This is a genomic window from Roseomonas sp. OT10, from assembly GCF_020991085.1.
Classification (GTDB): Bacteria; Pseudomonadota; Alphaproteobacteria; order Acetobacterales; family Acetobacteraceae; genus Roseomonas; species Roseomonas cutis.
Map to the genome: position 1 here is coordinate 732,578 of NZ_CP087719.1, position 26,231 is coordinate 758,808.

A 26,231-nucleotide genomic window follows, 5' to 3' on the forward strand; every position below is an offset into this window, starting at 1 on the left:
GGGGCCATCCGCGCCGCACGGCCCATCCATCCCCCGCCTGCGCCGTTCAGCACCGCATGCCCCTTTGCCGACGCGCCTGCCTCGCCGCCCTCCTGCCGCTTGCCGCCTGCGGCACCACCGCCGGGACCTTCGCGTCGCAGGGCCCGCCCTTCCGGCCGGAGCAGTTCTTCGCCGGGCGGCTGCGCAGCCAGGGCCTCTTCGCGAACCGCCTCGGCGCCATCGACCGCTGGTTCACCGCGGAGCTGGAAGGGCGCTGGGACGGGCAGACCCTGACCTTCGACGAGACCTTCCACTACGAGGACGGCTTCACCGACCGGCGCCACTGGGAGCTGCGGCGCATCGCCCCCGCCCGCTGGCGCGGCACGGCGACCGACGCGGTGGGCGAGGTGGCGGCGGAGGAGTCCGGCAACGCCTTCCACCTCCTCCATACCCTCGACATGCCGCGCGCCGACGGCAGCCGGCGCCGCCTGTCCTTCGACCAGTGGTTCGTGCGCGTCTCGGAGGAGGAGGCGCTGTCCCGCGCCGCCGTCTCCTGGCATGGGCTGGTGCAGGTCGGCACGGCCCAGGTCGCCTTCCGCCGCCTGGGCTGAGCCGCCCGGGCACGCAACCGCCGGGCCCGCCGGGGCTTACCGCCCTGCGCGCCGGGCGCCGCCGTCACCGGGCCGGCGGCGGGCCGGGCTGCGCCAGGGACACGACGCTCGTCGTGCGGGCATGGGATGCACTACGTCGCGCTCGCGACCGACTACGACGGCACCATCGCGCATCACGGCGCCGTGGACGCCCCCACCCTGGAGGCGCTGGAACGCCTGCGCGCCGGGGCGCGGAAGCTGATCCTGGTGACGGGGCGCGAGCTGCCCGACCTGCTGCGGGTGATGCCGGATCTGTCCGTCTTCGACCTGGTGGTCGCGGAGAACGGCGCCCTGCTCTACCACCCGGAGACCAGGGAGGAGCGCCCGCTGGCCGAGCCGCCGCCGGAGCGCTTCGCCGAACGCCTGCGCGAGCTGGGGGTGGAGCCGCTCTCGGTCGGCCGCGTCATCGTCGCCACCTGGGAGCCCAACGAGACGGCGGTGCTCCAGGCGATCCGCGAGCTGGGGCTGGAGCTGCAGATCACCTTCAACAAGGGCGCGGTGATGGTGCTGCCGGGCGGCGTCACCAAGGCCTCCGGCCTGCGCGCGGCGCTGGAGGCGCTGGAGCTGTCGCCGCTGAACTGCGTCGCGGTCGGCGATGCCGAGAACGACATGGCGATGCTGGACTCCGTCGGCCTGCCGGTGGCGGTGGCCAATGCCCTGCCGTCCCTGCGGGAGCGCGTGGCGCTGGTCACGCGGGGCGAGCGCGGCGAGGGGGTGGCGGAGCTGGTCGACCGGCTGCTCGACACCGATCTGGCGGAGATCGACCTGGCGCCGGAGGGCATCCCCGAGGGCCCGGCGGCGCGGGAGCGGGTGGCGCTGGCCAAGCCGGAGGAAGGGCGCGTGCCCCTCCCGCTGGTGCCGCAGCGCGAGAGCCTGCTGCTGACCGGCCATTCCGGCGGCGGCAAGTCCACCCTGACCTTCGGCCTGCTGGAGCGGCTGCACGAGGCGGGGTTCCAGACCTGCATCCTCGACCCCGAGGGCGACTACGAGGGCACCAGGGGCACGGTGATGGAGGGCGCGCCGGACGCCCCGCCCGACCCCGCCCGGGTGGTGGAGCTGCTGCGCCGGACCCAGAACGGGGTGGTGGTGAACATGCTGGGCGTGAAGCTCGCGGATCGGCCGGCCTATCTCGCCGCCCTGCTGCCGGAGCTGATGGGGCTCCGCGCCCGCACCGGGCGGCCGCATGTCGTGGTGGTGGACGAGGCGCACCACATGCTGCCGGCGGATTTCGACCCCGGCGCCGCCGCCCTGCCGGGACGGCTCGAAGGCTTCCTGTTCATCACCATGCGGCCGCAACTGCTGACGCAGCGCGTGCTGGAGGGGATCGGGCGGATGCTGGTGGTGGGCGCCGAGCCCGGCGCCTCGCTGGCGGCCTTCTGCGAGGCGCGCGGCCTGCCCGCCCCCGGCGCGGTGCCGGGGATCGAGACGGGCCAGGCCCTCCTGCTGGACACCGCCGTGCTGGCGGAGGGCGGCGATCCCGCCGCGGCGGTGCGGCGGGTGGAGGTGATCCCGGGCACCGGCACGCGCCGCCGCCACCAGCGCAAGTACGCCGAAGGGAAGCTGCGCGACGACCTCAGCTTCTACTTCCGCGGCCCGGAGGGGCGGCTGAACCTGCGCGCCCACAACCTCACGCTGTTCGTGCAGATGGCCGAGGGGGTGGACGAGGAGACCTGGACCCACCACCGCCGCCAGGGGGACTACTCCCGCTGGATGGAGGCATGCGTGAAGGACGAGGAGCTGGCAGGCGAGGTCGCCCAGATCGAGGACAGCGAGGCCCCCTTCGAGGAGGCCCGGGCCGCGATCCGCGAGGCGATCGAGCGCCGCTACACCGCGCCCGGCTGAACCCTGCCCTGCGCCGGCCGTTGGCCGGTCGGGCTCTCCCCCTCTTGCCCGGCGCCCGGAAACGCGCTCCGGGCAGCATCGCTCTGGCGCCGCTTCCCGAGCATCCTTGCATGGCCACCCGATTCCGGCTGGCCACGTCCCATTCCAGGCCGGATGACGCGATGAACGCCCTGTCCCCCTCGCCCGAGACCCCCTGCCACGTCCTGGTGCTGCAGGGCGGCGGCGCCCTCGGCTCCTACCAGGCGGGAGTCTACGAGGCGATGGTGGAGAACTGCCAACCGGTGGACTGGGTGGCGGGGATCTCGATCGGGGCGATCAACGCCGCGCTGATCGCCGGCAACCCGCCGGGCCGCCGGGTGGAGCGGCTGCGCGCCTTCTGGGAGGAGGTCTCCTCCGCCATCCTGGTGGAGCCGCCGCCCCTGGGCGCGCAGGGCCGGGCGCTGTTCAACGAGGCCAGCGCCGCCTGGATCGCCGCGGCGGGCGTGCCGGGCTTCTTCGCCCCGCGCTGGCCGCCCGCGCTGCTCCGGGCGCCCGGCACGCCCGGCGCGCTCAGCATCTACGACACGGCGCCGCTGCGCCGGACGCTGGAGCGGCTGGTCGACTTCGATCGGATCCGCGACGGGGGGATGCGCCTCAGCGTCGGGGCGGTGAACCTGCGGACCGGCAACTTCACCTATTTCGACAGCCGGGAGACCCGGATCGGGCCGGAGCACATCATGGCCTCCGGCGCGCTGCCGCCGGGCTTCCCACCGGTGGAGATCGACGGCGAGGCGTACTGGGACGGCGGCATCGTCTCCAACACGCCGCTGCAATACGTTCTGGACGAGGAGCAGCGGCGCGACCTGACGGTGCTGCAGGTGGACCTGTTCAGCGCCCGCGGCCCCATGCCGCGCAGCCTGCCGGAGGTGATGGAGCGGGAGAAGGACATCCGCTACTCCAGCCGCACCCGGCTGAACACCGATGCGCAGATGAAGATCCAGCGCGCCAAGAGCCTGGTGCGGCGCCTGCTCGCCCGCCTGCCGGACGGTGTGCTGGAGGCGGAGGACGCCGCCTTCCTGGCGGAGATGAGCCACGCCAACCGCGTGACGGTGGCGCACCTGATCTACCGTCGGAAGCAGCACGAGCGCAGCTCGAAGGACTACGAGTTCTCCCGCCTCACCATGCTCGACCACTGGGATGCCGGCCGCGACGACATGCGCCGCGCCCTGGAACGGCCGGACTGGCAGGGCCGCTGCCGGGCGGAGAGCGGCATCGCCGTCTTCGACCTGAACGCCCTGACCGCCGCGGAGCGCGCCGGGGCGGATTGATCCCGACGGCGAGGCTGACCTGCCCTGTCGTGCTGTGGCGTTCGGGCGGGGACCGGGAGGGGACGCTGTCCCCTCCCAGACCCTCCCCTGCCGGGGCCACAAGCGGGCCCCGGTCCCCGCTGGGAGTCTGGTGCTGTGCGGTTGCCGTCAGTCTCCGGGCTGATCCCTGACGGAGCGCGGACAGGCGGGACTCTGAATAAAGCTTCAGAGCGCGTCAGCGAGTGCGGAGGCCGGTCCCGCCGAGGAGCATGGCTCCTCGGCGCCTCGACCCCGTGTCCGGCTGTCCCGCGGCAGCGCTGATCGGGTCCAGGGCCCGCAGGGTCCTGGCGGAGTGGGGGTACGGGGGCGAGGCAGAGCCTTGCCCCCGGGCCACGGGCGCATCCCGCGCCGGCACGGATCAAGGCATCCCGCTGCCCATATGAGGCGGGCGGCGCGTGCGGACGCGGCCGTCCCGGGGAGGCCGTCTCCTCGGCATGCCGAAGCGCCTGTGAAGGGGGGGCGGGGGCAAGGCGGAGCCTCTCCCCCCGGCGCCCGCCACGGGACGCAGCGGCCGGGCGGGGAGCCCCGCGGCTACAGCGCCAGTTGCACCTTCATCGCGCGGGACCGGTCGCTGGCGAGGTCGAAGGCGCGGATGGCCTCCGCGAGCGGCACGACCTCCGTCAGCAGGGGGGAGACGTCGATGGCGCCCGAGGCAAGGAAGCCCACGGCCCAGGCGAACTCCTCGTGGAAACGGAAGGTGCCGCGCAGGGTGATCTCCTTGGCGACCAGGGTGCTGAGCGGCAGGGGGACATCCCCGCCCGTGCCGATCTGCACCACGGTCGCGCCGGGGCGGGCGGCGGACAGGGCGTCCGCCAGGCCGGGGCCGCTGCCCGAGGCCTCGAAGACCACGTCGAAGTGGCCCTTGTCGGCGCGGAAGCGGTCCATCGCCGATGGCTCGGCCGCGGTGTTCAGCGCCTGCGCCGCGCCCAGGCGGCGGGCGAGGGCGAGGGGGGAATCGGCGATGTCGGTCACCACCACCTCGCGCGCCCCGGCATGGCGGGCGACCAGCAGGGTGAGCATCCCGATGGGGCCCACCCCCACCACCAGCACGCGCTGGCCCATCAGCGGCCCCGCCTGCCGCGCCGCGTGCAGGCAGACGGAGAGCGGCTCGGCGAAGGCGGCCGTCTCCGCCGCGACGCCCTCGGGCACCGGCACAGCCTGGCTGGCGTCGCAGACCAGCGCCTCGCGGAAGCCGCCCTGCACGTGCGGGAAGCGCATGGCCGAACCGTAGAAGCGCATGTCCAGGCAGTGGTTCTGCATCCCCGCCTGGCAGTAGCGGCAGGTGCCGCAGGGCAGGGAGGGGTTCACCGCCACCAGCTGGCCGGGCCGCACCCGCGTCACGCCGTCGCCGACCGCCAGCACCTCGCCGGCGACCTCGTGCCCCAGCGCCATGGGCTGCTGCAGCCGCACCGCGCCGAACCCGCCCTTGTGGTAGTAGTGCAGGTCCGAGCCGCAGATGCCGCCGGCCCGGATCCGGACCGCGACCTCGCCCGGACCAGGCTCGGCCAGCGCCATCTCCTCGATGCGCAGGTCGTGCGGGGCGTGCAGTACGGCGGCCTTGACCATGGCTGTCTCCTTCTGGCGGTCGGCGGAGCCGGCCCGTTTGCCTTGGCATCACGTTACCGGTAACCGGTGGCCATCGCCAGGACCCGCCCCAGCGGCTGGGCGGGGGGCGGGCAGGAGATGGCACGGGCATGGAGATCTTCGACCTGGCGGGGCGACGCGCCCTGGTCACCGGTTCCGGCCAGGGAATCGGGCTGGCCCTGGCCCGGGCGCTGTCCTCGGCGGGGGCGACGGTGGTGCTGAACGGCCGCGACGCCGCCAAGCTGGACCGCGCGGCGGCGCTGCTGCGCGAGGGCGGGGCGAAGGTGGAGACGGCGGCCTTCGACGTCACCGACGCGGCCGCCGTGACCGAGGGCGTGGCCCGCGTCGAGGACCGGGCCGGCCCGATCGACATCCTGGTGAACAACGCCGGCATCCAGCGCCGCACGCCGCTGGAGGACTTCCCCGAGGAGACCTGGCACGAGATCGTGCGCGCCAACCTCGACAGCGTCTTCTTCGTGGCCAAGGCCGTGGCGCGCCACATGATCCCGCGCGGGCGCGGCAAGATCGTCAACATCTGCTCGGTGCAGAGCGAGCTGGGGCGGCCGACCATCGCCCCCTACACGGCGACCAAGGGCGCGGTGAAGATGCTGACCAAGGGCATGTGCGCCGACTGGGCGAAGCACGGGTTGCAGGTGAACGGCCTCGGCCCCGGCTACTTCGCGACGGAGATGAACAAGGCCCTGGTCGAGAATCCGGAATTCTCCGACTGGCTGTGCAAGCGCACGCCCGCCGGACGCTGGGGCAAGGTGGAGGAGTTGGGCGGCGCGGCCGTCTTCCTGTGCTCCGCGGCCTCGGACTTCGTGAACGGGCAGATCCTCTACGTGGATGGCGGCCTGACCGCCGTGGTGTAGCGGGGGCGGCCCCGCCGGGCCGCCGGCGCGGCAGGGCAGGGTCGTGCGGGCGGGTCATGCCGCGGTGCAGCGATCTGCTCTAACCTGCCGGCCGCATGCTGCCTGACCCGACCCGCCGCGGCGCCGAGCCGCGCCATCCTCTCCCCGCGGAGCCCCGGCGGTGACGCCGGCCGCGGACGGGCTGCCGGTCCCCCGCCGCCACTGGGCCACCCTGGCGGCGGCGCTGGCCATCTGCATGGCGGTGATCGACGGCTCGATCGCCAATGTCGCCCTGCCCACCCTGGCGCAGGAGCTGCAGGTCTCCCCGGCCAGCTCCATCTGGGTGGTGAACGCCTATCAGCTGATCATCACCGTGCTGCTGCTGCCGATGGCCTCGCTGGGGGACATCTACGGCTATCGCCGGGTCTACATGGTCGGGCTGGCGGTCTTCGTCCTCGCCTCGCTCGCCTGCGCCCTGTCCGGCTCGCTTCCCATGCTGGTCGCGGCGCGGGTGGTGCAGGGGGTGGGGGCGGCGGCGCTGATGAGCACCAATGCCGCGCTGGTGCGCTTCACCTATCCGCGCGACCAGCTCGGCCGCGGCATCGGCATGATCGCGCTGGTGGTCGCCACCTCCTCCGCCCTGGGGCCCACGGTGGCGAGCGGCATCCTGGCCGTCGCCTCCTGGCCCTGGCTCTTCGCGGTGAACATCCCGCTCGGCCTGGCGGCGATGGTGGTGGGATGGCGCAGCCTGCCGGAGAGCCCGCGGTCCGGCCAGCGCTTCGACCTGGCCAGCGCCGTGCTCAGCGCCCTGGCCATCGGCCTGCTGGTCGGCACGCTGGACGGGGTAGCCCATGGCGCCTCGGCACCGGTCGTCGCCCTGCAACTCCTCGTCTCCCTGCTGGCGGGGGTGCTGCTGGTGCGGCGGCAGCGGCAGGAGAGGGCGCCGCTGCTGCCCCTCGACCTGCTGCGCATCCCCATCTTCGCGCTGTCCATGGGGACCTCCGTCTGCTCCTTCCTGGCGCAGATGCTGGCCTATGCCGCGCTGCCCTTTCACCTGCAGACGGGGCTGGGGCTCAGCGCGGTGGAGACGGGGCTGATGATGACGCCCTGGCCCGTGGCGACCGCCCTGACCGCGCCGCTCGCCGGCCGGCTGGCGGACCGCTACCACGCCGGGATGCTGGGTGGGCTGGGCCTCGCCATCTTCTCCCTGGGGCTGGCCAGCCTCGCCCTGCTGCCGGACCAGCCGGGCGCCTTCGACATCGGCTGGCGCATGGCGCTGGCGGGCATGGGCTTCGGCCTGTTCCAGTCGCCCAACAACCGCACCATCGTCTCCTCGGCGCCGCGCGAACGCAGCGGCGCCGCGGGCGGCATGCTCTCCACCGCCCGGCTGTTGGGCCAGACCACCGGCGCCGCCCTGGTCGCGCTGGTGCTGGCCCGGAGCGGGGCGAACGGGCCGCTCATCGCCCTCGGCCTCGGCGCCGTCGCGGCCGCGGTGGCGGCCGGGGTCAGCAGCCTGCGCCTCCTGACCAGCCGGCCGACGCCCGGCCGATAGGCGCCGCATCGAGGTGGAGCATGGCGCCGCCGGAGGCGGTTCGCCTCACCCCGCCGGACTGGACTGTGGACGGCGGATGCGCCGGCGCGGAGGGCGCCCGTGGCCCGGGGGCAAGGCGCTGCCTCGCCCCCGATACCCCCACTCCGCCAGGACCCTGCGGGCCCTGGACCCGAAGAGTGCTGCCGCGGGACAGCATGATACGGGGTCACGGCGCCGAGGAGCCACGCTCCTCGGCGAGTACAGTGTCCGAACTTGCTGACGCCTACTGAGCTTCTTTCGGAGTCCCGCCTGTCCACGTTCCGTCAGGGTTCAGCCCGCAGACTGACACCCACCGGAAGCGTCAGACTCCCAGCGAGGACCGGGGCCCGCTTGTGGCCCCGGCAGGGGAAGGTCTGGGACGGGGATCGACGCACGGCGTCGATGCCGCAGGCCGACGTCCCCTCCCGGTCCGACGCCGGACCACGGCAGCACGACGGGCGTTATCGGGTCGCGGGCCCTACAGCAGCGTGCCGCTCAGGATCGCCATTGCCACGGTGAAGTAGATGATGAGCCCCATGACGTCGACCAGCGTCGCCACGAAGGGGGCGGAGGCGCTGGCGGGGTCGAAGCCCAGCCGCTTGAGGAGGAAGGGCAGCATCGAGCCTGCGAGCGAGCCGAAGGTGACGATGCCGACCAGCGCGGTGCCGACCGTCAGCGCGACCAGCGGCCAGTGCGGCCCGTAGTCGTAGAGGCCGATCATCTGCCAGGCGGTCACGCGCGTCATGCCCAGAATGGCCAGGATGCCGCCCAGCGTCAGGCCGGTCGGCAGCTCGCGCAGGGCGACCCGCCACCAGTCGCGCAGCTTCACCTCGCCCAGCGCCAGGGCGCGGATGAGCAACGAGGTCGCCTGGCTGCCGGAATTGCCGCCCGAACTCATGATGAGCGGGATGAAGAGGGTGAGCACCACCGCCTTCTCCAGCTCGTCCTCGAAATGCTGCATGGCGCTGGCCGTCAGCATCTCGCCGACGAAGAGGATGCACAGCCAGCCCGCGCGCTTGCGGATCATGTCCAGGAAGCCGAGCTGGCTGTACGGCTCGTCGAAGGCCTCCATGCCGCCGAAGCGGTGCGCGTCCTCCGTCCCCTCCTCGACGATCGCATCGATCACGTCGTCCACCGTGACGATGCCCAGGATGCGGCGCGCATCGTCCACCACCGGCACGGCCAGCAGGTCGTGGCGGCGGATGACGCGGGCCACCTCCTCCTGCTCCATCAGCGGCGGCACCGTCACCGGCTCGCCCTCGCGCGCGGCGGACAGCACGGGGGCGGCGGGATCGGCGGTGATGAGGCGGCGCAGCGGCACGGCGCGGCGCAGCGCGCGGGTGCGCCGGTCGATGGCGTAGATGGCGTAGACCGTCTCGCGCGTGCGCTCCACCTCGCGGATGTGCTGCAGCGTGCGCGCGACCGTCCAGTCGTCGGGGACGGTCAGCACCTCCGTCGTCATGATGCTGCCGGCGGTATGGGCGGGGTAGGAGAGCAGGCGCTGCACCGCCTGGCGCATCTCCTCGCTCAGCCGGGCGAGCAGCAGGGCGCGCGGCGGCTCGGTCAGCTCGCGGAAGACGTCGGCGACGCGGTCGGCCGACATGGCGTCGAGCAGCGGCGCGGCGCGCTCCACCGGCAGGGCGGCGACGATGCCGGCCGGGTCCAGCAGCTCCGGCTTGTCCAGGATCTCGACGGCGCGCTCGGGCGGCAGGCGGGCGAGGGCGGCGGCCGCGGCCTCCGGCTCCTCCTCGTTCAGCCGCTCCACCGCATCCGCGACATGGCCGGCGGCCAGCAGCGTGACGAGGGGCTCCGGGTTCGGGCCAGGCTGGGACGGGCCAGGCTGGGAGGGACCGGGTTGGGAGGGAAGGGTGTTCGTGTCCATGGCTCACCTCGCCGTCGCGCCGCCGACGGCGGCGGGGGAGCCGATCCGGGGATCAGTCCGCAGCAGCCATCGACGGCACGAAAGATCGTCCGGGAATGTCGGGCATGATGCTCAACTGTTGCGGGGACCGCGCCGGGCCGGAGGCCGGGGGCGCGATGCGCGGCCAGTGAACCTCCGGCCCTGGCTTGTCAAGCCAAGTCCTGATGGCGGGGAGTCCGTGCGGGGCGGCGCCCCGGGCCGGACTCAGCCCAGCTCCTTCAGCACGGCGTAGAGCGCCGACTTCGCCTCGAAGCCGATGCCGGGCACGTCCGGCAGGCGGATGCGGCTGTCCTGCACGGGCGTGTCGTCGGCGAAGCCGCCGAAGGGGGCGAAGACCTCCGGGTAGCTTTCGTTGCCGCCCAGGCCGAGGCCGACGGCGATGTTCAGGGCGAACTGGTGGCCCCCGTGCGGCACGCAGCGGCGGGGCGACCAGCCGTGCTGCTCCAGCATCCGCAGCGTGCGCAGGTACTCCACCAGCCCGTAGGAGAGCGCGGGGTCGAATTGCAGGATGTCGCGGTCCGGCCGCAGCCCGCCGTGGCGGATCAGGTTGCGCGCATCGGCCATCGAGAACAGGTTCTCGCCGGTCGCGATCGGCGGGCCGTAATGCTCGGCCAGGGTGGCGTGGGTGGAATAGTCCAGCGGGTCCAGCGGCTCCTCGTACCAGCGCAGGCCGAAGGGCTGGAGCGCCGCGGCATAGGCCAGCGCGGCATGCAGCCCGAAGCGGCCGTTCACGTCCACGCAGAGCCGCGAGCCGTCGCCGCCCAGCAGCTTCAGCACCGCCTCGATGCGGCGGAGGTCGAGCGGCAGCGCCTCGCGCAGCTCCATCCCCGGCTCGCCGCCGATCTTCATCTTCACGGTGGAGTAGCCGAGGCCGAGGTAGCGCTTCATCTCCTCGACGAGCGCGGACTCGTCCTTGCCCGGGTGGTAGTAGCCGCCGGCCGCATAGACCCAGGCCGTGTCGTCCGCCTCGCCGCCCCGGAAGCGCTCCGCCAGCAGGCGCCAGAGCGGCTTGCCCTCCAGCTTGGCCGCGGCATCCCACAGCGCCATGTCCAGAACGCCGACGGCGACGGAGCGCTCGCCGTGCCCGCCCGGCTTCTCGTTGCGCATCATCGCCGCCCAGGCGCCGGCCACGTTCAGCGAGCCGTCCTCGTGGCTCACCTGCGCCTCGGTGGCCGCGAGCAGGCGCGGCACGAAGCGCTCCTTCAGCAGCCCCGGCTGGGCGTAGCGGCCGTTGGAGTTGAAGCCATAGCCGGTGGCGCGCTTCCCGTTGCCGTCCTCCACCGTCACGGCGACGATCGAGGCGGTCATGGCGGAGAAGTCGATATAGGCGTTGGCGATCTTGCTCGCGATCGGCGCGACGCCGTCCTTCACAGAAGCGATGCGCATGCGTTCCCCCTCTTCCACGGTCGCGCGGGCGGCGGCAGGGTGCGCAGCCCCTTCCGGGAGTGTCCAGAGGGCGGGAGCGCGGGGAGGTCGGCATGGCGGCGAGGACGCGGCGGGCGAGGAGGGCCGGCGGCACCCGGCGCTGCGCGTGACGATCCGCGCCTATCTCGCCGGGCCGGACGTCTTCCTGCCCGATGCGCCCGCCCATGCCGCGCGCAAGGTGGCCATCTGCGCCCGCCACGGCATCCTCGGCTGCCCGCCGCTGAACGAGGACGTGGCCAGCCTCGCCGCCATGCCGGAGGAGGCGGCCTGGCGCACCATCTTCGCCAAGGACCTGGCGATGATGGAATCCTGCCCCGTCGCCATCCTGAACCTCACCCCCTTCCGCGGCGCCTCGGCCGATGCGGGGACGCTGGTGGAGCTGGGCTGGTACCTCGGCCGCAACCGCCCGGTCTTCGGCTACTCCAACTGTGCCAGCCCCTTCGAGGCCCGCAACCGGGCGCAGGTGGCGGCGGTGCCCGACCCCTTGCCGGGCCTGGGGACCGGCGGCTTCGGCCTGCCGGACAACCTGATGATCGCCGGCGCCATCCTGACCGGCGGCCACCCCCTGGTGCTGCCGGAGGATGGGCAGGACCGTCCCTTCGACGCGCTGGACGTGTTCGAGCGCTGCGTGGCCCTGGCCGCAGCGACCCTCAGGGGCGGGGCCGGCCCGGGGGGGCCTGATCGGGATGCCTGATCGGGTCCGTCCGATCGGGCCGGTCGATTTCCCCGGCATACCCTGGCATCACCTGATCGGCGCCCGCTCCTCGGCGGGCCGACAATCCGGCCGGCAGGCCCGCTACACGGGAGGATCCCACGCATGAGCCCGACACGACGGCAGCTCCTGGCCGCCAGCCTCTGCACCGCGGCCGCTCCCGCCTTCGCGCAGGGCTATCCGGACCGCCCCGTGCGCATCATCGTCCCGTTCCCGCCGGGCGGCGGCACGGACAGCCTGGCGCGGCTGATGGCGGAGCGGCTGACGGCCACGATAGGCTGGACGATGGTGGTGGAGAACCGGCCGGGCGCCGGCGGCAACCTCGCGCTGGAAGCGACGGCCAGGAGCAGGCCGGACGGCTACACCATGGTGATGGCGCAGACCGACAACGTCGTGCTGAACCCCCTGACCTACCAGCGGCTGCCCTACGACCCCGACCGCGACCTGATGCCGGTGGTGTTCGTCGCCAGCGGCGCCGCCGTGCTGGTGGTGCGGGCCGACGCGCCCTGGAAGGACCTGGCGGCGTTCACCGCCGCCGCCCGCGCGCAGGCCGGGCAGCTCACCTTCGGCTCGCCCGGCATCGGCACGGTGTCGCACCTGATCCTGGAGCTGTGGCAGCGCAGCGCCGACATCCGGCTGAACCACATCCCCTATCGCGGCATCGCGCAGTCCCTGCCCGATCTCCTGAACGGGCAGATCGACAGCTACATGGGCTCCATCCCGACCCTGCGCGGGCATATCGAGGGCGGGCGGGTGCGGGCGCTGGCGGTGAGCTCCGCCCGGCGCTCGGCGGCGCTGCCGGAGGTGCCGACCTTCCGGGAGGCGGGGATCGAGGGGGTGGAGCTGGCCAGCGACTGGGGCCTGATGGCGCCGGCCGGCATGCCGGCCGAGATCGTCCAGCGGATCAATGCCGCCGTGAACCGGCTGCTGGAGGAGCCGGAGACCCGCCGGCGGATCGTGGAGAGCGGGGCCGATGTCCGCGGCGGAACGCCGGAGGACCTCGGCCGGTTCTACGCGGCCGAGCGGGAGCGGCTGGGCCGGGTGGTGCGCGAGGCCGGCATCCGGATGGAGTAGGGGCCGGCCGCCGCCTCCCCTGGCCCGGCATTTGCCTGCCGGGCGGGCGTGCCGGCGGCCCGTCTTGGTGGCCTGTCTCGGCGGCCCGTATCGACCTGCTGGATCGCCGTATGCCCCGCCTCGTCCTCCATCGCCTGTCCATGGCGCATCCCGGCGACGTCTCCGCGCTGGCCGGGCTGCTCGGCTCCGGGGCGCTCGACGCCCGCGACGTGCGCGCGGTGATCGGCAAGACCGAGGGCAATGGCGGGCTGAACGACTTCACCCGCGGCTTCTTTGCCCAGTCGCTGCTGCTCCTGCTCTCCCGCTGCACCGGCGAGGCGATGGAGGCGCTGGCGGGTCGCATCCCCTGCGTGCTCTCCGGCGGGACGGAGGGCGTGCTCTCCCCGCACTACGTCGTCTTCGCGGTGCAGGCCGCGCCGGATGCGGTGGGGGAGGGGCTGGCACTGGGCACCGCCTTCGGCCCGGTGGTCGCCCCCGGCGATGTCGGCAACGACGCGCAGATCGCCCGCGTCGCCGCGGCCACCCGCGCGGCGATGCGCGACGCCGGGATCGACGATCCCGCCCGGGTGGCGCTGGTGCAGGTGAAGTCCCCTGCCGGAGGGCCGGGGCTGCTGCTGCGCTCGGTGGCCGGCGGGGCCATGGGCGCGGCGCTGGCGCTGGGGGACGTGCCCGCGGGGGCCGCCAGGGGGGCGGCGCTGCTGGAGGACCTGTCGCTCTGGTCCGGCCGGGTCAGCGCCTCGGCGGGGGTGGAGGTGACGCGCGACGAGGTGGTGGTGCTGGGCCGTGCCCCGGGCTGGTCGGGCGGCTGGCGCATGGCGGTGCGGCCGATGGCCGATGCGCTGGACCTGGCGGCGGTGCAGGACGCCTTCCGCGGGGCAGGGTTGGACGCCGTGCCGGACGTGCCGGAGGAGCAGCGCGGCCGTATCGCCGCCGTGCTGGCCAAGGCGGAGCCGGACCGGCGGGGCACGGTGCGCGGCCAGCGCCACACGATGCTGGGCGATACCGACATCGACGCGCAGCGCCACCTGCGCTGCGCGGCCGGCGCAGTGATCGCGGCCGTCGCGGGGGATGGGCGCGTCTTCGTTTCCGGCGGCGCGGCGCATCAGGGGCCGCCGGGGGGCGGGCTGGTCGCGGTGATCGCGCGCGAGGCGCAGGAGGGGTGATGCGGATCGGGATCATCGGCACGGGCGTGGCCGGCAGCCTGCTGGCGGAGCGGCTTTCCGGCGCGCCGGGCATCGAGGCCGTGGCCTTCGAGCGCGTCCTGCCCGGCGAGCATGCGGAGGCCGGGACGGGGCTGAACCTGGGGCCGAACGCGCTGAAGGCGCTGCGCCTGCACGCCCGCCCGCGGCACGACGCGCTGCGCGCCGCGTCGCTGCCCTGGCAGCGCTGGACCGTGGAGCTGACCGACGGCACCTCGCTGCTGGACCTGGACATGCTCTCGGTGGCGGAGGAGCCGGGGGTGCGCATCCGCTGGTCCGAGCTGTACCGCGTGCTGCGCGCCCCGATCGCCGGGATCACCCGGCACGGCTATGCGCTGGAGGCGCTGGAGGAGGATGCGGCCGGGCGGCTGGTGCCCGTCTTCCGCGCCGCCAGCGGCAGGCTGGTGCGCGAGGGCGGCTTCGACCTGCTGGTCGGCGGCGACGGGCGCTACAGCCGCCTGCGGGCGCTGACCGCGGGCGAGCCGGAGTCCGAGCTGCTGGGCGTGTGCATCTGGCGCCTGCTGGTGCCCGATGGCGGCGGCTGTCCCTTCGACGACTACGGCCAGTGGTTCCAGGGCCATGCGCGACTGCTGGCGTTCCGCGTGCCGGGGGATGCCGTCTACGTCGCCGGGACCTTCCCCCTGCCGGGCAGTGGCGCCATCCCGCGGGAGGCGCGGACGGCGGAGTACCAGCGCCGGCTCTTCCTGCCGCCCGGCGCCCCGCCCAGCGCCGCGGTGGCCTGGATGCTGCGGCAGATCGAGCAGCGACTGCCCGAGATCCACTGGGCCCGCTCGCAGACCGCGCCGATCCTGCGCCATGCCGCGAAGGGGCGGGCGATGTTCCTGGGCGATGCGGCGCAGGCGATGGTGCCCACCCTGGGGCAGGGCGCGACCTCGGCGGTGGAGGATGGCGTGCTGGCCGCGGCCGTGCTGCGGGCCGGGGGCGGGGTGGAGCAGGTCGCGGCGCTGCGCGACCCGCGGGTGGCCTTCGTGCGCGACCTCTCCCTTGCCGCCAGCGACACGCTCCTGCCGGGCAGCGACGTGGTCGAGGACACGCGCAGGAAGGGGAGGGAGCCGTTCCGGTCGGCGCTGCGGCGGCTCTACACCGACGTGCCGGGGCCGGAGGCGATCCGGGTCTAGGACCGGGACGGGGGCGCGAAGCCGGCCCGCGCTCAGTTCAGCGCGAAGCCGCCATCGACGATCAGCGTCTGCCCCGTCATGAAGCGCGAATCCTCGGAGAGCAGGAAGGCGACGACGCCGTCCAGATCCTCCGGCACCTGGTCGCGCTTGAGCAGCCTGCGTTCGGCATAGTCGTCCCAGCGGCTGCGCGGGATGTCCTTCGTCGCCTCGCCGACCGTCAGGCCCGGGGCGAGGCAGTTCACGCGGATCATGCGCTCGCCCAGCTCGCGGGCGAGCGAGCGGGTCATGCCGGTGATGGCGGACTTGCTGGTCACGTAGTGCAGCAGCCGGGGGGCGCCCCAGTAGATGCCATCCGAACCCAGGGTGACGACGGAGCCGCCGGGCCGCATCAACGGGCCGATGGCGCGGATGGTCAGCCAGGTGCCCCGCACGTTGATGGACATCATCCGGTCCCACGCATCCGGCGGGATCTCGTCATAGAGGCGGCCGCCGACATTGTTGGCCCAGCCGGCATTGGTGACGAGGCCGTGGATGCCGTCCACGCCCTCGGCGGCGACCTTCGCCATCGCCGCCACGGATTCCTCGGAGCTGACATCGGTCTGCACGAAGCGTGCGTCGATGCCACGGCCGCGCAGCTCCGCCTCCGCCCTGGTGCCCAGCTCCGCATCCAGCTCGGCCAGGATGACGCTGGCGCCCTCGGCGCCCAGCCGGGCCGCGAAGGCGAAGCCGAGGCCCCGTCCGGAGCCGGTGATCACGACGCGCTGACCCTCGAACCGCTTCGACATGCGTATCAGCCCTTGCTTCCGGCGGCGCGCCGGACGGGCAGGCAGCCAGGACGGGATGCCGCGCCGTGCAGGCGGCGGCCTGTGCAGCATCGCCCCGTCGGCGGCCCTCCAGGCAGCCGGCGTGACGATGCCGCCAGTATGCAGGCCGGGTCGCGGGCGGGCAATGTGGAATCGGCCGAAAATACTAAAACACGAACTTGTCGTTCAAATAAGAACTATTGGCCGCCGAGTGATGGCATCCTGTCGCCGCCGGGCGCAGGCCCTACGCGCCTCCCCGGGCGCCCGGCGCCGGATCATCCTCCACGAAGCCCACCGCCCGGCACCAGCCGGCGGAGCCGCCCTTCACCTTGACCGGAAAGCAGGCGATCTCGAAGCCGGAGGCGGGCAGCGCCTCCAGGTTGTGCAGCTTCTCGATGTGGCAGTAGGCCCGCTCCATCCCGGCGCGGTGGCCCTCCCAGATCAGGCCGGGATCGCCCGTCGCCAGCCAGCGCTCCCGGGTGTGGACGAAGGGCGCGTCCCAGGACCAGGCATCCGTGCCGCAGACCCGCACGCCGCGGGCGGTGAGGTAGAGCGTCGCCTCCCGCCCCATGCCGCAGCCGCGCGAGACGTAGTCCGGCCGGCCATAGGCGGCGCCGGCGGCGGTGTTGACCACGACGATGTCGCCCGGCTCCAGCGCATGGCCGATGCGGGCCAGCTCCGCCTCCACCTCGGCGGCGGTCGCGACATGCCCGTCCGGCAGGTGGCGGAAGTCCAGCTTCACCCCGGGGCCGAAGCACCAGTCGAGCGGCACTTGGTCGATGGTCAGGCTCGGCCTGCCGCCATCCATGGTGGAATGGAAATGCCAGGGCGCGTCGAGATGGGTGCCGTTGTGGGTGGACATCCGCACCCATTCGATCCCCCAGCCCTCGCCGCCCGGCAGCTGGTCCTCGCGCATGCCGGGGAAGAAGGCGGTGACCTCCGCCGCCGTCTGCCGGTGGTGCCGGTACTCGATCTCGGGCGAATAGCCGGGCGGATCGGCCGCCGGGTTGTTCTCCAGCGGCACGGAGAGGTCGACGATCCGCCGGCGCGGGCGAGGGCTCATCGCGTCACGCTCCGCGCGTCCGGCCGGGTCGTGTCGCGCGCCCTCACCGGGTTGCGCTCCGCAGGGCGGGGCAGGCGCTCTCCTCGATCGGCTTGAAGGCGCGATCGCCCGGCACCGTCGCCAGCACCTCGTAGAGGTCGTCCGGCCCCTGCGAGGCGCCCGGCTCCTTCACCCGGAACAGGTAGTAGTCGTGCACCATGCGGCCGTCCGGGCGCAGCCGGGCGTTGCGCACCACCTCGTCCCGGATCGGCAGCTCGTGCATCTTCGCCACCACCGTCCGTGCCTCGTCGCTGCGGGCGGCCGCGACCGCGCGCAGGTAGTGCAGCGTGCTGGAATAGGCGCCCGCGTGGATCATGCTGGGCTTGCCCTTGCCATAGGCCGCCTCGAACCGGCGGGAGAAGGCGCGGGTGCCCTCGTCGATGTCCCAGTAGAAGCCCTCGGCCAGCGTCGTGCCCTGCGCCGCCGGCAGGCCGATGGCGCGGATGTCGGGCAGCATCAGCACGAAGGCCAGCACCTGCTGGCGCGACCGCGCGCCGCCGATCAGCCCGAACTCCCGGGCCTGCTTCAGGCTGTTCACCGCATCCGTGCCCGCATTGGCGAGCGCCAGCACGTCGGCGCGCGAGGACTGGGCCTGGAGCAGGAAGGAGGAGAAGTCGGTCGTCCCCGGGAAGGGGTGCCGCACGGCGCCCGCCACCGTCGCGCCCGCGCGCTGCACCAGGGCGGTGGCGTCGGATTGCAGCGCGTGGCCGAAGGCGTAGTCGGCGGTGACGAAGAACCAGCGCTGCTGCGGCTTCGCGGTCGGCACCACGGCGGCCGCGACCTGGCTGTAGGTGTCCCACATCCACTGCACGCTGTTCTCCGGCGCGCAATCCTCGTTGGTCAGCCGCGTGGTGCCGCCGGGATAGAGGGCGACGCGGTTCCGCTCCCGCACCAGCTGCTGCACCGCGAGCTGGACGGAGGCGTTCACCAGGTCGCCGAAGGCATCCACCTTGTCCTGGTCGATCCAGCGCCGCGCGATGGCGACGGCGGTGTCGGCGCGGTTCTGGTGGTCGGCGGAGATCACCTCGATCCGCATGCCGGCGCATTCCGCCTTCAGGCAGTCCTCGACCGCCATGCGGGTGGCGACGACGGACCCCTCCCCCGCCAGCGAGGCATAGGGGCCGGCGAGGTCGGTCAGCACCCCGATCCGCACCACCCCGTCCGAGATCTCCGCCCGCGCGGGCGGGGCGAAGGCGGCCAGGGCGGAAAGCGCGAGCGCAGCGCCCCAGCGCGGCAGGGTTCGGGCAGCCATGGTCCATCTCCTCCGGTGTCGAGCCTGTCTTGGTCGATCGTCCAAGGGAATGCTGGCGCGCACCGCGAAGGGATGCAAGCGCCTTTCCCGGCCTCTCGGAGTGGATTCCGGCGGTGGTCCGTCGGCGCCGGAAGCCACCCGCGGACAGGCGGGAGCGACTGGCCTCGTCGCATGGGCGCGGCCCCGTGGCATGGCAGAACGGTGCAGCCCGTGCCGTCGCCGGCGACTTTACCGCCGCCGATCTATTAGGCAGAATGAAAGCGCAACAAATCGCCGAGACGTTCCCGGAACGACAACCGGGGCGATTGCACCCCATTGAGGTCGTCGCTAGAGAGTACAACCAATTCTGGGGCGCAGACGACTCCGGCATGGCCGTTTCGGATTCTTGGCGCGTCCCGCACTGGACGTCGGTCCTCGTGCTCGGCTGCGACGACCGCGTGGTGGAAATCACCCGTGCGGCGCTTTCGGATTCCGGCATGCCCGGGGAGGTGCACCAGGTCGGCACCTCGCGCGAGGCGCTCTCGGCCCTGCTGGCGCCCGGCACGCCGCCATCCCTCCTGATCCTGCCGGACGACCTGGATGATCGCGGGCTGCAGGTGCTGCATGCCGCTGCCATCGACCCCTTCGGCCCCACCCGGATGGTGCTGCTGCGCGGCGTGTCGGACGAGCCGTCGGCCTCGGGGGTGATCCGGGCCGCGTTGCAGCCGCGGCAGCCCTCTCCCGGCCTGGACGATGACGGCGACCGGCTGCGCCAGGGACTGCAGCAGGGCAGCATCGTCCTGCGCTACCAGCCCATCGTGCGCATCGCCGACCGCCGGCCGGTCGGGGTGGAGGCGCTGGCGCGCTGGGTGGAGCCGCCCGAGCACCTGACGCCGGAGCGCTTCGTCCCGCTGGCGGAGCGGGAGGGGCTGGGGCGGGACCTGTCCATGGCCGTCGTCGGCGGCGCCGCCCGCGAGTTCGCCGCCCTGCAGCATGAAGGCCAGGCGCCGCCGCGCATGTCGGTGAACCTGCCGCTGTCCGTGCTGCTGGAAGCGGATGCGCGCAGCTGGCTGGCCAGGATCGTGGGCCGGGCCGGGCTGAAGCCGCGGGACGTGGTGCTGGAGCTGACGGAGACCATGCAGGTGCGTGATCACTCCGTGCTCGGGCGCGCGTTGCGGCGGCTGCAAGGCGCGGGCTTCGCCGTGGTGCTGGATGACCTGAGCCCGGAGGCCGACCGGGACGAGCAGCTCGACCTGCCCTTCGACGGCTTCAAGCTGGACCGGGGACTGGTGGCCGCCATGCCGCGCAGCCGCGCCGCGCGGGCGCGGGTGGAGCGGCTGATGGCGCGGGCCGCGCGGATGGGCATGACCGTGACCGCGGAAGGCGTCGCCGATGCCCGGCTGTGGCGGGCGGTGGAGACCGCCGGCGTGCACTTCGCCCAGGGCTTCGCCATCGGCCGCCCGGTGCCGGCGGATGTCCTGTCGTCCTGGGTGCAGGCCTGGCGCTCCGCCTGGGTGCAACCACGCAGCCGGCGGGGCTTTCCGGTCTGAGCGGGCGCAGGCGCACGCCGGGTGGCATGGACAGGCCGCCGCGCGTGCGGCGAGCATGGACGGGCCGGGCGACACGCGGGCCACCGGTGGCCGGGTAGGAGTGCGAGGCATGGCATTCGTGGTGGCGGTGGCGAGCCGCAAGGGCGGCGCGGGCAAGTCCACGGTGGCAGCGAACCTCGCCACCGCGCTGCGCGAGGCGGGCGAAAGCGTGGCGCTGATCGACACCGATCCGCAGGGCACGCTGGCCCGCTGGGCGGAGGCACGGCCGCAGGCGGCCCCCACGCTGGATTTCGAGGCGCCGTCCGGTTGGCGCGGGCCGCAATCGGTGGACCGCCGCCGCCGCCAGCCCGGCTTCGTCATCCTGGACACGCCGCCGCATTCGGACACCGATTCCAAGCTCGCGATCCGCGCCGCGGATCTGGTGCTGATCCCGTTGCAGCCCTCGCTGCCGGATCTGTGGGCGATCGACGCCACGCTGGCCACCGCCGCCGCCGAGCGCCGTCCCGTGGCCCTGCTGCTGAACCGCGTGCCGTCCCAGGGCAGGCTGCGCGACGAGGTGTCGGCCGCGCTGGCCGGGCGGAACCTGCCGGTGCTGCCCGCGCCGCTGGGCAACCGCACCGCCTATGCCAGCGCCTTCGGGCGCGGGCTGGGCGTGGTGGAGGACGCGCCGCGCAGCCAGGCCGCCGTCGAGGCCCGGGCCCTGGCCGAGGCGATCCTGCGCGAGGCCAGCCCTTGATGGCCGGCCCTTGATGGCCGGCCTCTGGCGGCCACGCCCGCCTCGGATCAGCCGAAGCTGCGCTGCAGCTCCGCCACTTCGTCGGTGCCCAGCAGGCGCGTGGGGATGCCGCGCAGGGTGACGACCAGCTTCGCCGTTTCCTCCAGCTCCTCCGCCGCGTAGACGGTGGCGGCGAGGTCCCGGCCGCTCACCACCGGACCATGATTGGCCAGGAGCACGGCGGCGTGCCGCCCCTCCAGGGCGCGGATCAGCGCGCCGCCCTGGGCGTCGCCCGGCCGGAAATAGGGCACCAGGCACACCCGCCCGACCCGCATCACGACATAGGGGGTGAGGGGGGGGATGCAGTCCTCGGGGTCCAGCCCGGCCATGCAGGACAGCGCCGTGGCGTAGGTGGAGTGCAGATGCACCACCGCGCCGGTGCCGGGGCGGGTGTCGTAGAAGGCGCGGTGCAGGAACACCTCCTTGGATGGCCGGTCGCCCGAGAGGTGGTTGCCGTGGTGATCCAGCTTGCTGATCCGCGCCGGGTCGAGGAAGCCGAGGCAGCTGTTGGTCGGCGTGATCAACAGCCCGTCCTCGACGCGCGCGCTGATGTTGCCGGCCGAGCCGACCGAGAAGCCGCGGTCGAAGAGCGACTTCGACAGCCGGGCCATGTCCTCGCGAAGCCTGGTTTCGTCCATAGCCTTGACGTCCTCCTGCGGCGCGGCCGCCATCCGCGCCAGCATGCCGCCGGGCCGCCGCGGAGGCGAGGCCGCGCCCCCCGGCCACAGGCGGCCGCGGCCCGCGGCGATCAGGTCGCGGTGATGTTGTTCGCCTTCACCACTTCGCCCCAGCGGGCATGGTCGCGGCGCACCATGGCGGCGAACTCCTCCATCGTCCCGCTGCCGGGCTCGTCGCCCTGGCTGGTGATGCGCTCGCGCATCGTCGGGTCCTGCAGCGCGGTGTTCTGCGCGGCGTAGATCTTCTGGACGATCTCGGCCGGCGTGCCCTTGGGCGCGAAGAGGCCGATCCAGGCGGTAAAGGTGAAGTCCTGCAAGCCCTGCTCCGTCGCCGTCGGGATGTCCGGGAAGGCGGGCGAGCGGTTGGCGCCGGTGACCAGGATGCCGCGCAGCTGCCCCGCCTTCAGGTAGGGCGCCATCACCGAGGCGCCGTCGAACATCAGGCTGAAGCGCCCGGCGATGAAGTCCTGGATGGCCGGGCCGCTGCCGCGATAGGGCACGCTCTCCATCTCCGGCCTGCCGATCCGCTCGCGGAACAGCTCCATGGCGCAGTGGGACAGGCTGCCGGCGGCGGGGGTGCCGTAGTTCACCCCGTTGCGCTGCGCCTTGATCCAGGCGGTCAGCTCCGCGACGTTGGTCGCCGGCACCGAGGGATGGACGCAGAGGATCAGCGAGCTTTGCAGCGTCAGCCCGATCGGGATCAGCTCCAGCGGGTTGATCGTCATGCTCGGGAAGGTGTGCGGGTTGATCGCGATCGGGCTCGAATTGCCGGCCAGCAGGGTGTAGCCGTCGGGGCGGGCGCGCAGCACCGCCTCGGTGCCGATGTTGCCGCCGGCGCCGCCGCGGTTCTCGATCACGATGGTCTGGCCCAGCGCCGCGCCCAGGCCGGGCTGCACGATCCGCGCCGCGAAGTCGGTCTGCCCGCCCGGCGGGAAGCCCACCACCACCGTTACCGGCCGGCTCGGCCAGTTGCCCTGCGCCCCGGCGCCGGACGGCAGGGCGGCGGCCGCCAGCCCGCCCAGGCCCGCACCCAGCGCCAGCCGACGCGTCAGCGGATGGCCCGCCCCTTCCTCGAACGTCATGTCCCCGGTCTCCCTGGCTTGGGCCGCGGCGTTCCCGCTGGCCTGCCGTCCCGCAGGCGGCTCGCCGGCATTACCATTCCGCCGGGCGGCGCCATACCGGGCGCTACTTCCCGATGCAGAACTCCCCGAACACAAGATCGAGCACCTGCTCCACCCCCACCTCCCCGGTGAGGCGCCCCAGCGCGCGGAGGGCGAGGCGCAGCGCCTCCGACGCCAGCTCCGGCACCGGGGCGGGCGGCACCTCCGCCAGGGCGCGCAGGCATTCCGCCAGCGCGGCGCGGTGGCGCGGCCGGGTCAGCAGCCCGGCGCCGCCCGCCTGCCGCGCCGCCTCGGCCGCCAGCCGCCCGCGCAGCGCCGCGAGCCCCTCGCCGGTGCGCGCGGAGACGGCGAGCGCCGCCTGCCCGGCATAGGCCGCGGGCGGGGCGGCGAGGTCGCAGCGGTTGGCCACCACCACCGCCTCGCGCCGTTCCAGCAGCGCCAGCGTCTCCGCATCCGGCGGCGCGTCGGCGGCGAAGACGGCGAGCACGATGTCCGCCGCCTCGCCCCGGTGCCGGGCGCGGCGGATGCCCTCGGCCTCGATCTCCTCCGCCGCCTCGCGCAGCCCCGCGGTATCGGCCAGCGTCACCGGCAGCCCGTCCAGCTCGATCCGGGCCTCGACCACGTCGCGCGTGGTGCCGGGGCGGGCGGAGACGATCGCCGCCTCCCGCCCCAGCAGCGCGTTGAGCAGGGAGGACTTGCCCACGTTCGGCGCGCCGAGGATCGCCACCTCCAGCCCCTCGCGCAGGCGCTCCGCCGCGCCGCCATCCGACAGTTGCGCCGCGATCTCCGCCGCCAGCCCCGCCGCGCCCTCCCGCACGCGCTCCTCCAGGTCCGACGGCAGCCCCTCCTCCGCGAACTCGATCGCCGCCTCCTGCTGCGCCAGCAGCCACGCCAGCCGCGCCGACCAGTCCCGCACCGGCCGGGCCAGCGCGCCTTCCGCCTGGCGCAGGGCCTGGCGGCGCTGCGCCTCGCTCTCCGCCCCGATCAGGTCGGCGATGCCCTCGGCGGCGGTCAGGTCCAGCTTGCCATGCAGGAAGGCGCGGCGCGTGAACTCACCCGGCTCGGCGGGGCGCAGGCCAAGGACGACCAGCGCGGCGGAGACGGCGGCGACCACCGCCCGGCCGCCATGCAGGTGCAGCTCCGCCGAATCCTCGCCCGTGTAGGAGGCGGGGCCGGGGAACCAGAGGGTCAGCGCCCGGTCGAGCACGGTGCCGTCCGGTGCCCGCAGCCGGCGCAGCAGCGCCCGGCGCGGCTCCCCCCGTCCGCCCGCCAGCGCATCGAGCGCCGGGCCGGCGCCGGGGCCGGAGAGTCGCAGCACCGCGACGGCCGCGCGCCCCGCCCCGGAGGCGAGGGCGAAGATGGTGTCGGCCGTGGCGACCGGGGTGGCTGCCGTCTCCGTCATGCCCGTGCTCTGTGCGGCCGGGCGCGGCTTGTCCAGCCCGCCGCCCGGCCGCGATCCCGGGATCGGGATTGAGACGTCAGGAAACGTTTCACGGTTCCGTCTATTATTCCTGTCATTCCTTCCACAGGTTCCTGTCATGCCGGACGTGACGCCGATCCCCCGCAACCTGTTGGGCGACGAGACCAGCCCGTACCTGTTGCAGCATGCCGCGAACCCCGTGCACTGGCGGCCGTGGGGCGCCGCCGCCCTGGCCGAGGCGCAGGCCGCCGGCAAGCCCATCCTGCTCTCGGTCGGCTATGCCGCGTGCCACTGGTGCCACGTCATGGCCCATGAATCCTTCGAGGACGCGGAGACGGCGGCGCTGATGAACCGCCTCTTCGTCAACGTGAAGGTGGACCGCGAGGAGCGGCCGGAGATCGACGCCGCCTACATGCATGCGCTGCACCTGCTGGGCGAGCAGGGCGGCTGGCCGCTGACCATGTTCCTCACCCCCGGGGGCGAGCCCTTCTGGGGCGGCACCTACTTCCCGCCGGAGCCGCGCTGGGGCCGGCCCTCCTTCCGGCAGGTGCTGGCGGCGGTCGCGGCGGCCCATGCCGGGGAGCCGGACAAGGTGGCGCAGAACGCGGCGGCGCTGCGGGCCGGGCTGGCGCGGATGGCGGCGGGGCGCCAGGGCGGGCTGCCGGACCGGGCGGCGATGGAGCGGGTGACGGAGGCGCTGCTGGGGCTCCAGGACCGGGCGCGCGGCGGGCTGCAGGGGGCACCGAAATTCCCCAACCCGCCGATCTACCGCTTCCTCTGTCAGATGGCGCGCCGGCTGGAGCGGCCGGAGGCCATGGCCGCCCTGCACCTGCTGCTGCAACGCATGGCGCAGGGCGGGATCTGGGACCACCTCGGCGGCGGCTTCGCCCGCTACAGCGTCGATGCCCGGTGGCTGGTGCCGCATTTCGAGAAGATGCTCTACGACAACGCCCAGCTGCTGGAACTGCTGGCCCTCGCCCAGGCCGACCGGCCGCATCCGCTCTACGCCCGGCGGGCCGCCGAGCTGGTGGGATGGCTGGAGCGCGAGATGGTGGCGGAGGGCGGGGCCTATGCCGCCTCGCTGGATGCGGACAGCGAGGGCGAGGAAGGACGCTTCTACGTCTGGACGAAGGCGGAGGTGGAGGCCGTGCTCGGCGCCGATGCCCCGGCCTTCGCGGCCGCCTATGACGTGACGGACGCCGGCAACTGGGAAGGGAAGGTGGTCCTCAACCGCTCCCAGCGGCCCGATTTGCAGCCGGAGGCGGCGGAGGCCGCCCTGGCCGCGGCCCGCGCGAGGCTGCTGGCGGCGCGGGAGGGACGCCCCCGCCCGGGTCGCGACGACAAGATCCTGGCGGACTGGAACGCGCTGGCGGTCTGCGGGCTGGTCCGCGCGGCGGCGGCCTTCGACCGGCCGGACTGGCTGGCCATGGCGCGCCGGGTCTTCGGGGCGGTGGCCGGGATGCTGGCGGCACCGGACGGCCGGCTGTGGCATAGCTGGCGCGAAGGCCGCCCCGGCGCGGCGGGGCTGCTGGAGGACCACGCCGACATGGCGCGCGCGGCCCTGGCGCTGCAGGCGGCGACCGGCGAGGCGCGCTTCCTGGACCTGGCCATCGGCTGGATCGACGCCTGCGAGCGGCACTTCGCCGCGCCCGATGGCGGCGCCTTCGCCAGCGCCGACGACGCGGCCGACGTGCTCTTCCGCGTGCGCGGGGCCGGGGACGGGCCGACCCCCGCGGGCAACGGCGTCCTGGCCGAGGTGCAGGCGCGGCTGTTCCACCTGACCGGCGATCCGTCCTGGGCGCGGCGCGCCGAGGCCACGATCGGAGCCTTCGCTGGCCAGCAGGACGGGCTGGCGGGCATGACCACCCTGCTGGCGGCGGCGGACCTGCTGGTGGAAGGGCCGAGCGTCGTCCTGGCCGGCCCGGCGGAGGGAGCGCGGCCCCTGCTGGCGGTGGCGTTGGCCACGCCCGACCCCGCGGTGACCGTGCTGCAGACGGCGACGGGGCAGGATGTGCCGGGGTCGCACCCGGCGGCCGGGAAGGGGCCCGTGGAGGGGAGGGCGGCCGCCTATGTCTGCCAGGCGGGGCGCTGCGGCCTGCCGGTGGTCCGGCCGGAGGAACTGGCGCGGCTGCTGGGGATGGGCGCGGGCGTGCCGGCCGGGGAGGGGGTGGCCTGACCCGGCGCGGCGGCCGGCCGGGGGAGGCGGGCCTCCTCACCTCGCGGCGGCCATGCGCGGTCGTCATTGCCCGCCCCGGCGGCC

At 74.1% G+C, this 26,231-nt stretch carries 21 protein-coding genes; 12 read left to right on the plus strand and 9 right to left on the minus strand.

The genetic code is table 11. The features are described 5' to 3' along the window. The first annotated feature begins 56 nt into the window (after positions 1-56). The 3 genes from LPC08_RS03405 (at position 57) to LPC08_RS03415 (ending at position 3,778) form a co-directional block, all read left to right on the plus strand. Positions 57-590 (plus strand): DUF3833 family protein, encoded by a 534-nt coding sequence (locus LPC08_RS03405; protein ID WP_230451341.1) that lies wholly within the window; start codon positions 57-59, stop codon positions 588-590. 126 nt (positions 591-716) lie between these two features. After that, complete coding sequence (locus tag LPC08_RS03410; RefSeq protein ID WP_230451342.1) at positions 717-2,471, plus strand: HAD family hydrolase; 1,755 nt, start codon at positions 717-719, stop codon at positions 2,469-2,471. Positions 2,472-2,581: 110 nt separating this feature from the next. Then, on the plus strand, positions 2,582-3,778 hold the full coding sequence (locus tag LPC08_RS03415) for a patatin-like phospholipase family protein (protein WP_230451343.1): 1,197 nt from the start codon (positions 2,582-2,584) through the stop codon (positions 3,776-3,778). A gap of 570 nt (positions 3,779-4,348) precedes the next feature. Here LPC08_RS03415 and LPC08_RS03420 read toward each other — a convergent pair. After that, a complete protein-coding gene (locus tag LPC08_RS03420) occupies positions 4,349-5,383 on the minus strand; it encodes an L-idonate 5-dehydrogenase (RefSeq protein ID WP_230451344.1) in 1,035 nt (344 codons plus the stop codon). 128 nt (positions 5,384-5,511) lie between these two features. On the opposite strand from LPC08_RS03420, the gene LPC08_RS03425 reads away from it, so the two are divergent. Both LPC08_RS03425 and LPC08_RS03430 read left to right on the plus strand, forming a co-directional pair. Beyond that, complete coding sequence (locus tag LPC08_RS03425; protein ID WP_230451345.1) at positions 5,512-6,273, plus strand: SDR family oxidoreductase; 762 nt, start codon at positions 5,512-5,514, stop codon at positions 6,271-6,273. A 160-nt stretch (positions 6,274-6,433) separates the two neighbouring features. Next, positions 6,434-7,804, plus strand: coding sequence for an MFS transporter (locus LPC08_RS03430; RefSeq protein ID WP_230451346.1), 1,371 nt, complete (start codon positions 6,434-6,436; stop codon positions 7,802-7,804). 496 nt (positions 7,805-8,300) lie between these two features. Here the strand turns inward: LPC08_RS03430 and mgtE are convergent, their stop codons facing one another. Together mgtE and LPC08_RS03440 are read right to left on the minus strand one after the other, a co-directional pair. After that, positions 8,301-9,704, minus strand: a complete 1,404-nt coding sequence (gene mgtE / locus LPC08_RS03435; protein ID WP_230451347.1) for a magnesium transporter — start codon at positions 9,702-9,704, stop codon at positions 8,301-8,303. Between the two features lie 243 nt (positions 9,705-9,947). After that, complete coding sequence (locus LPC08_RS03440; protein ID WP_230451348.1) at positions 9,948-11,129, minus strand: enolase C-terminal domain-like protein; 1,182 nt, start codon at positions 11,127-11,129, stop codon at positions 9,948-9,950. 145 nt (positions 11,130-11,274) lie between these two features. Here LPC08_RS03440 and LPC08_RS03445 point away from each other — a divergent pair, with 145 nt between their 5' ends. From LPC08_RS03445 to LPC08_RS03460, 4 genes are all read left to right on the plus strand, one after another. After that, positions 11,275-11,862: a nucleoside 2-deoxyribosyltransferase gene (locus LPC08_RS03445; protein WP_230451349.1), complete on the plus strand. Its 588-nt coding sequence runs from the start codon at positions 11,275-11,277 to the stop codon at positions 11,860-11,862. Between the two features lie 123 nt (positions 11,863-11,985). Beyond that, positions 11,986-12,954 (plus strand): Bug family tripartite tricarboxylate transporter substrate binding protein, encoded by a 969-nt coding sequence (locus tag LPC08_RS03450; protein WP_230451350.1) that lies wholly within the window; start codon positions 11,986-11,988, stop codon positions 12,952-12,954. Positions 12,955-13,064: 110 nt separating this feature from the next. Beyond that, positions 13,065-14,117 carry a ring-opening amidohydrolase gene (locus LPC08_RS03455; protein ID WP_230451351.1) on the plus strand — a complete coding sequence of 351 codons (1,053 nt, stop codon included), beginning with the start codon at positions 13,065-13,067 and terminating at the stop codon, positions 14,115-14,117. Next, positions 14,117-15,292 (plus strand): Rossmann-fold NAD(P)-binding domain-containing protein, encoded by a 1,176-nt coding sequence (locus LPC08_RS03460; RefSeq protein ID WP_230451352.1) that lies wholly within the window; start codon positions 14,117-14,119, stop codon positions 15,290-15,292. Before LPC08_RS03455 ends, LPC08_RS03460 begins: the two co-directional genes overlap by 1 nt. Before the next feature lie 32 nt (positions 15,293-15,324). On the opposite strand, the gene LPC08_RS03465 is transcribed toward LPC08_RS03460, so the two are convergent. From LPC08_RS03465 to LPC08_RS03475, 3 genes are all read right to left on the minus strand, one after another. After that, a complete protein-coding gene (locus tag LPC08_RS03465; protein WP_230451353.1) occupies positions 15,325-16,077 on the minus strand; it encodes an SDR family oxidoreductase in 753 nt (250 codons plus the stop codon). Between the two features lie 262 nt (positions 16,078-16,339). Further along, positions 16,340-17,158, minus strand: a complete 819-nt coding sequence (locus LPC08_RS03470; protein ID WP_230451354.1) for a cyclase family protein — start codon at positions 17,156-17,158, stop codon at positions 16,340-16,342. Between the two features lie 43 nt (positions 17,159-17,201). Continuing rightward, positions 17,202-18,449: an ABC transporter substrate-binding protein gene (locus tag LPC08_RS03475; protein WP_230451355.1), complete on the minus strand. Its 1,248-nt coding sequence runs from the start codon at positions 18,447-18,449 to the stop codon at positions 17,202-17,204. A gap of 368 nt (positions 18,450-18,817) precedes the next feature. On the opposite strand from LPC08_RS03475, the gene LPC08_RS03480 reads away from it, so the two are divergent. Together LPC08_RS03480 and parA are read left to right on the plus strand one after the other, a co-directional pair. Beyond that, the gene (locus LPC08_RS03480; RefSeq protein WP_230451356.1) at positions 18,818-19,978 is read left to right on the plus strand and encodes an EAL domain-containing protein; all 1,161 of its coding nucleotides are present in this window, start codon (positions 18,818-18,820) and stop codon (positions 19,976-19,978) included. A 109-nt stretch (positions 19,979-20,087) separates the two neighbouring features. Beyond that, positions 20,088-20,714, plus strand: coding sequence for a ParA family partition ATPase (parA, locus tag LPC08_RS03485; protein WP_304622057.1), 627 nt, complete (start codon positions 20,088-20,090; stop codon positions 20,712-20,714). Between the two features lie 47 nt (positions 20,715-20,761). On the opposite strand, the gene otnC is transcribed toward parA, so the two are convergent. The 3 genes from otnC to mnmE all read right to left on the minus strand — a co-directional run bounded on the left by otnC (position 20,762) and on the right by mnmE (position 23,953). Then, positions 20,762-21,391, minus strand: a complete 630-nt coding sequence (gene otnC / locus LPC08_RS03490; protein ID WP_230451357.1) for a 3-oxo-tetronate 4-phosphate decarboxylase — start codon at positions 21,389-21,391, stop codon at positions 20,762-20,764. Positions 21,392-21,501: 110 nt separating this feature from the next. Further along, positions 21,502-22,512: a Bug family tripartite tricarboxylate transporter substrate binding protein gene (locus LPC08_RS03495; protein ID WP_230451358.1), complete on the minus strand. Its 1,011-nt coding sequence runs from the start codon at positions 22,510-22,512 to the stop codon at positions 21,502-21,504. A gap of 103 nt (positions 22,513-22,615) precedes the next feature. After that, on the minus strand, positions 22,616-23,953 hold the full coding sequence (mnmE, locus tag LPC08_RS03500) for a tRNA uridine-5-carboxymethylaminomethyl(34) synthesis GTPase MnmE (RefSeq protein WP_230451359.1): 1,338 nt from the start codon (positions 23,951-23,953) through the stop codon (positions 22,616-22,618). A gap of 136 nt (positions 23,954-24,089) precedes the next feature. Between mnmE and LPC08_RS03505 the strand changes: the two genes are divergently transcribed. Beyond that, positions 24,090-26,147, plus strand: a complete 2,058-nt coding sequence (locus LPC08_RS03505) for a thioredoxin domain-containing protein (RefSeq protein WP_230451360.1) — start codon at positions 24,090-24,092, stop codon at positions 26,145-26,147. Positions 26,148-26,231: the final 84 nt, after the last annotated feature.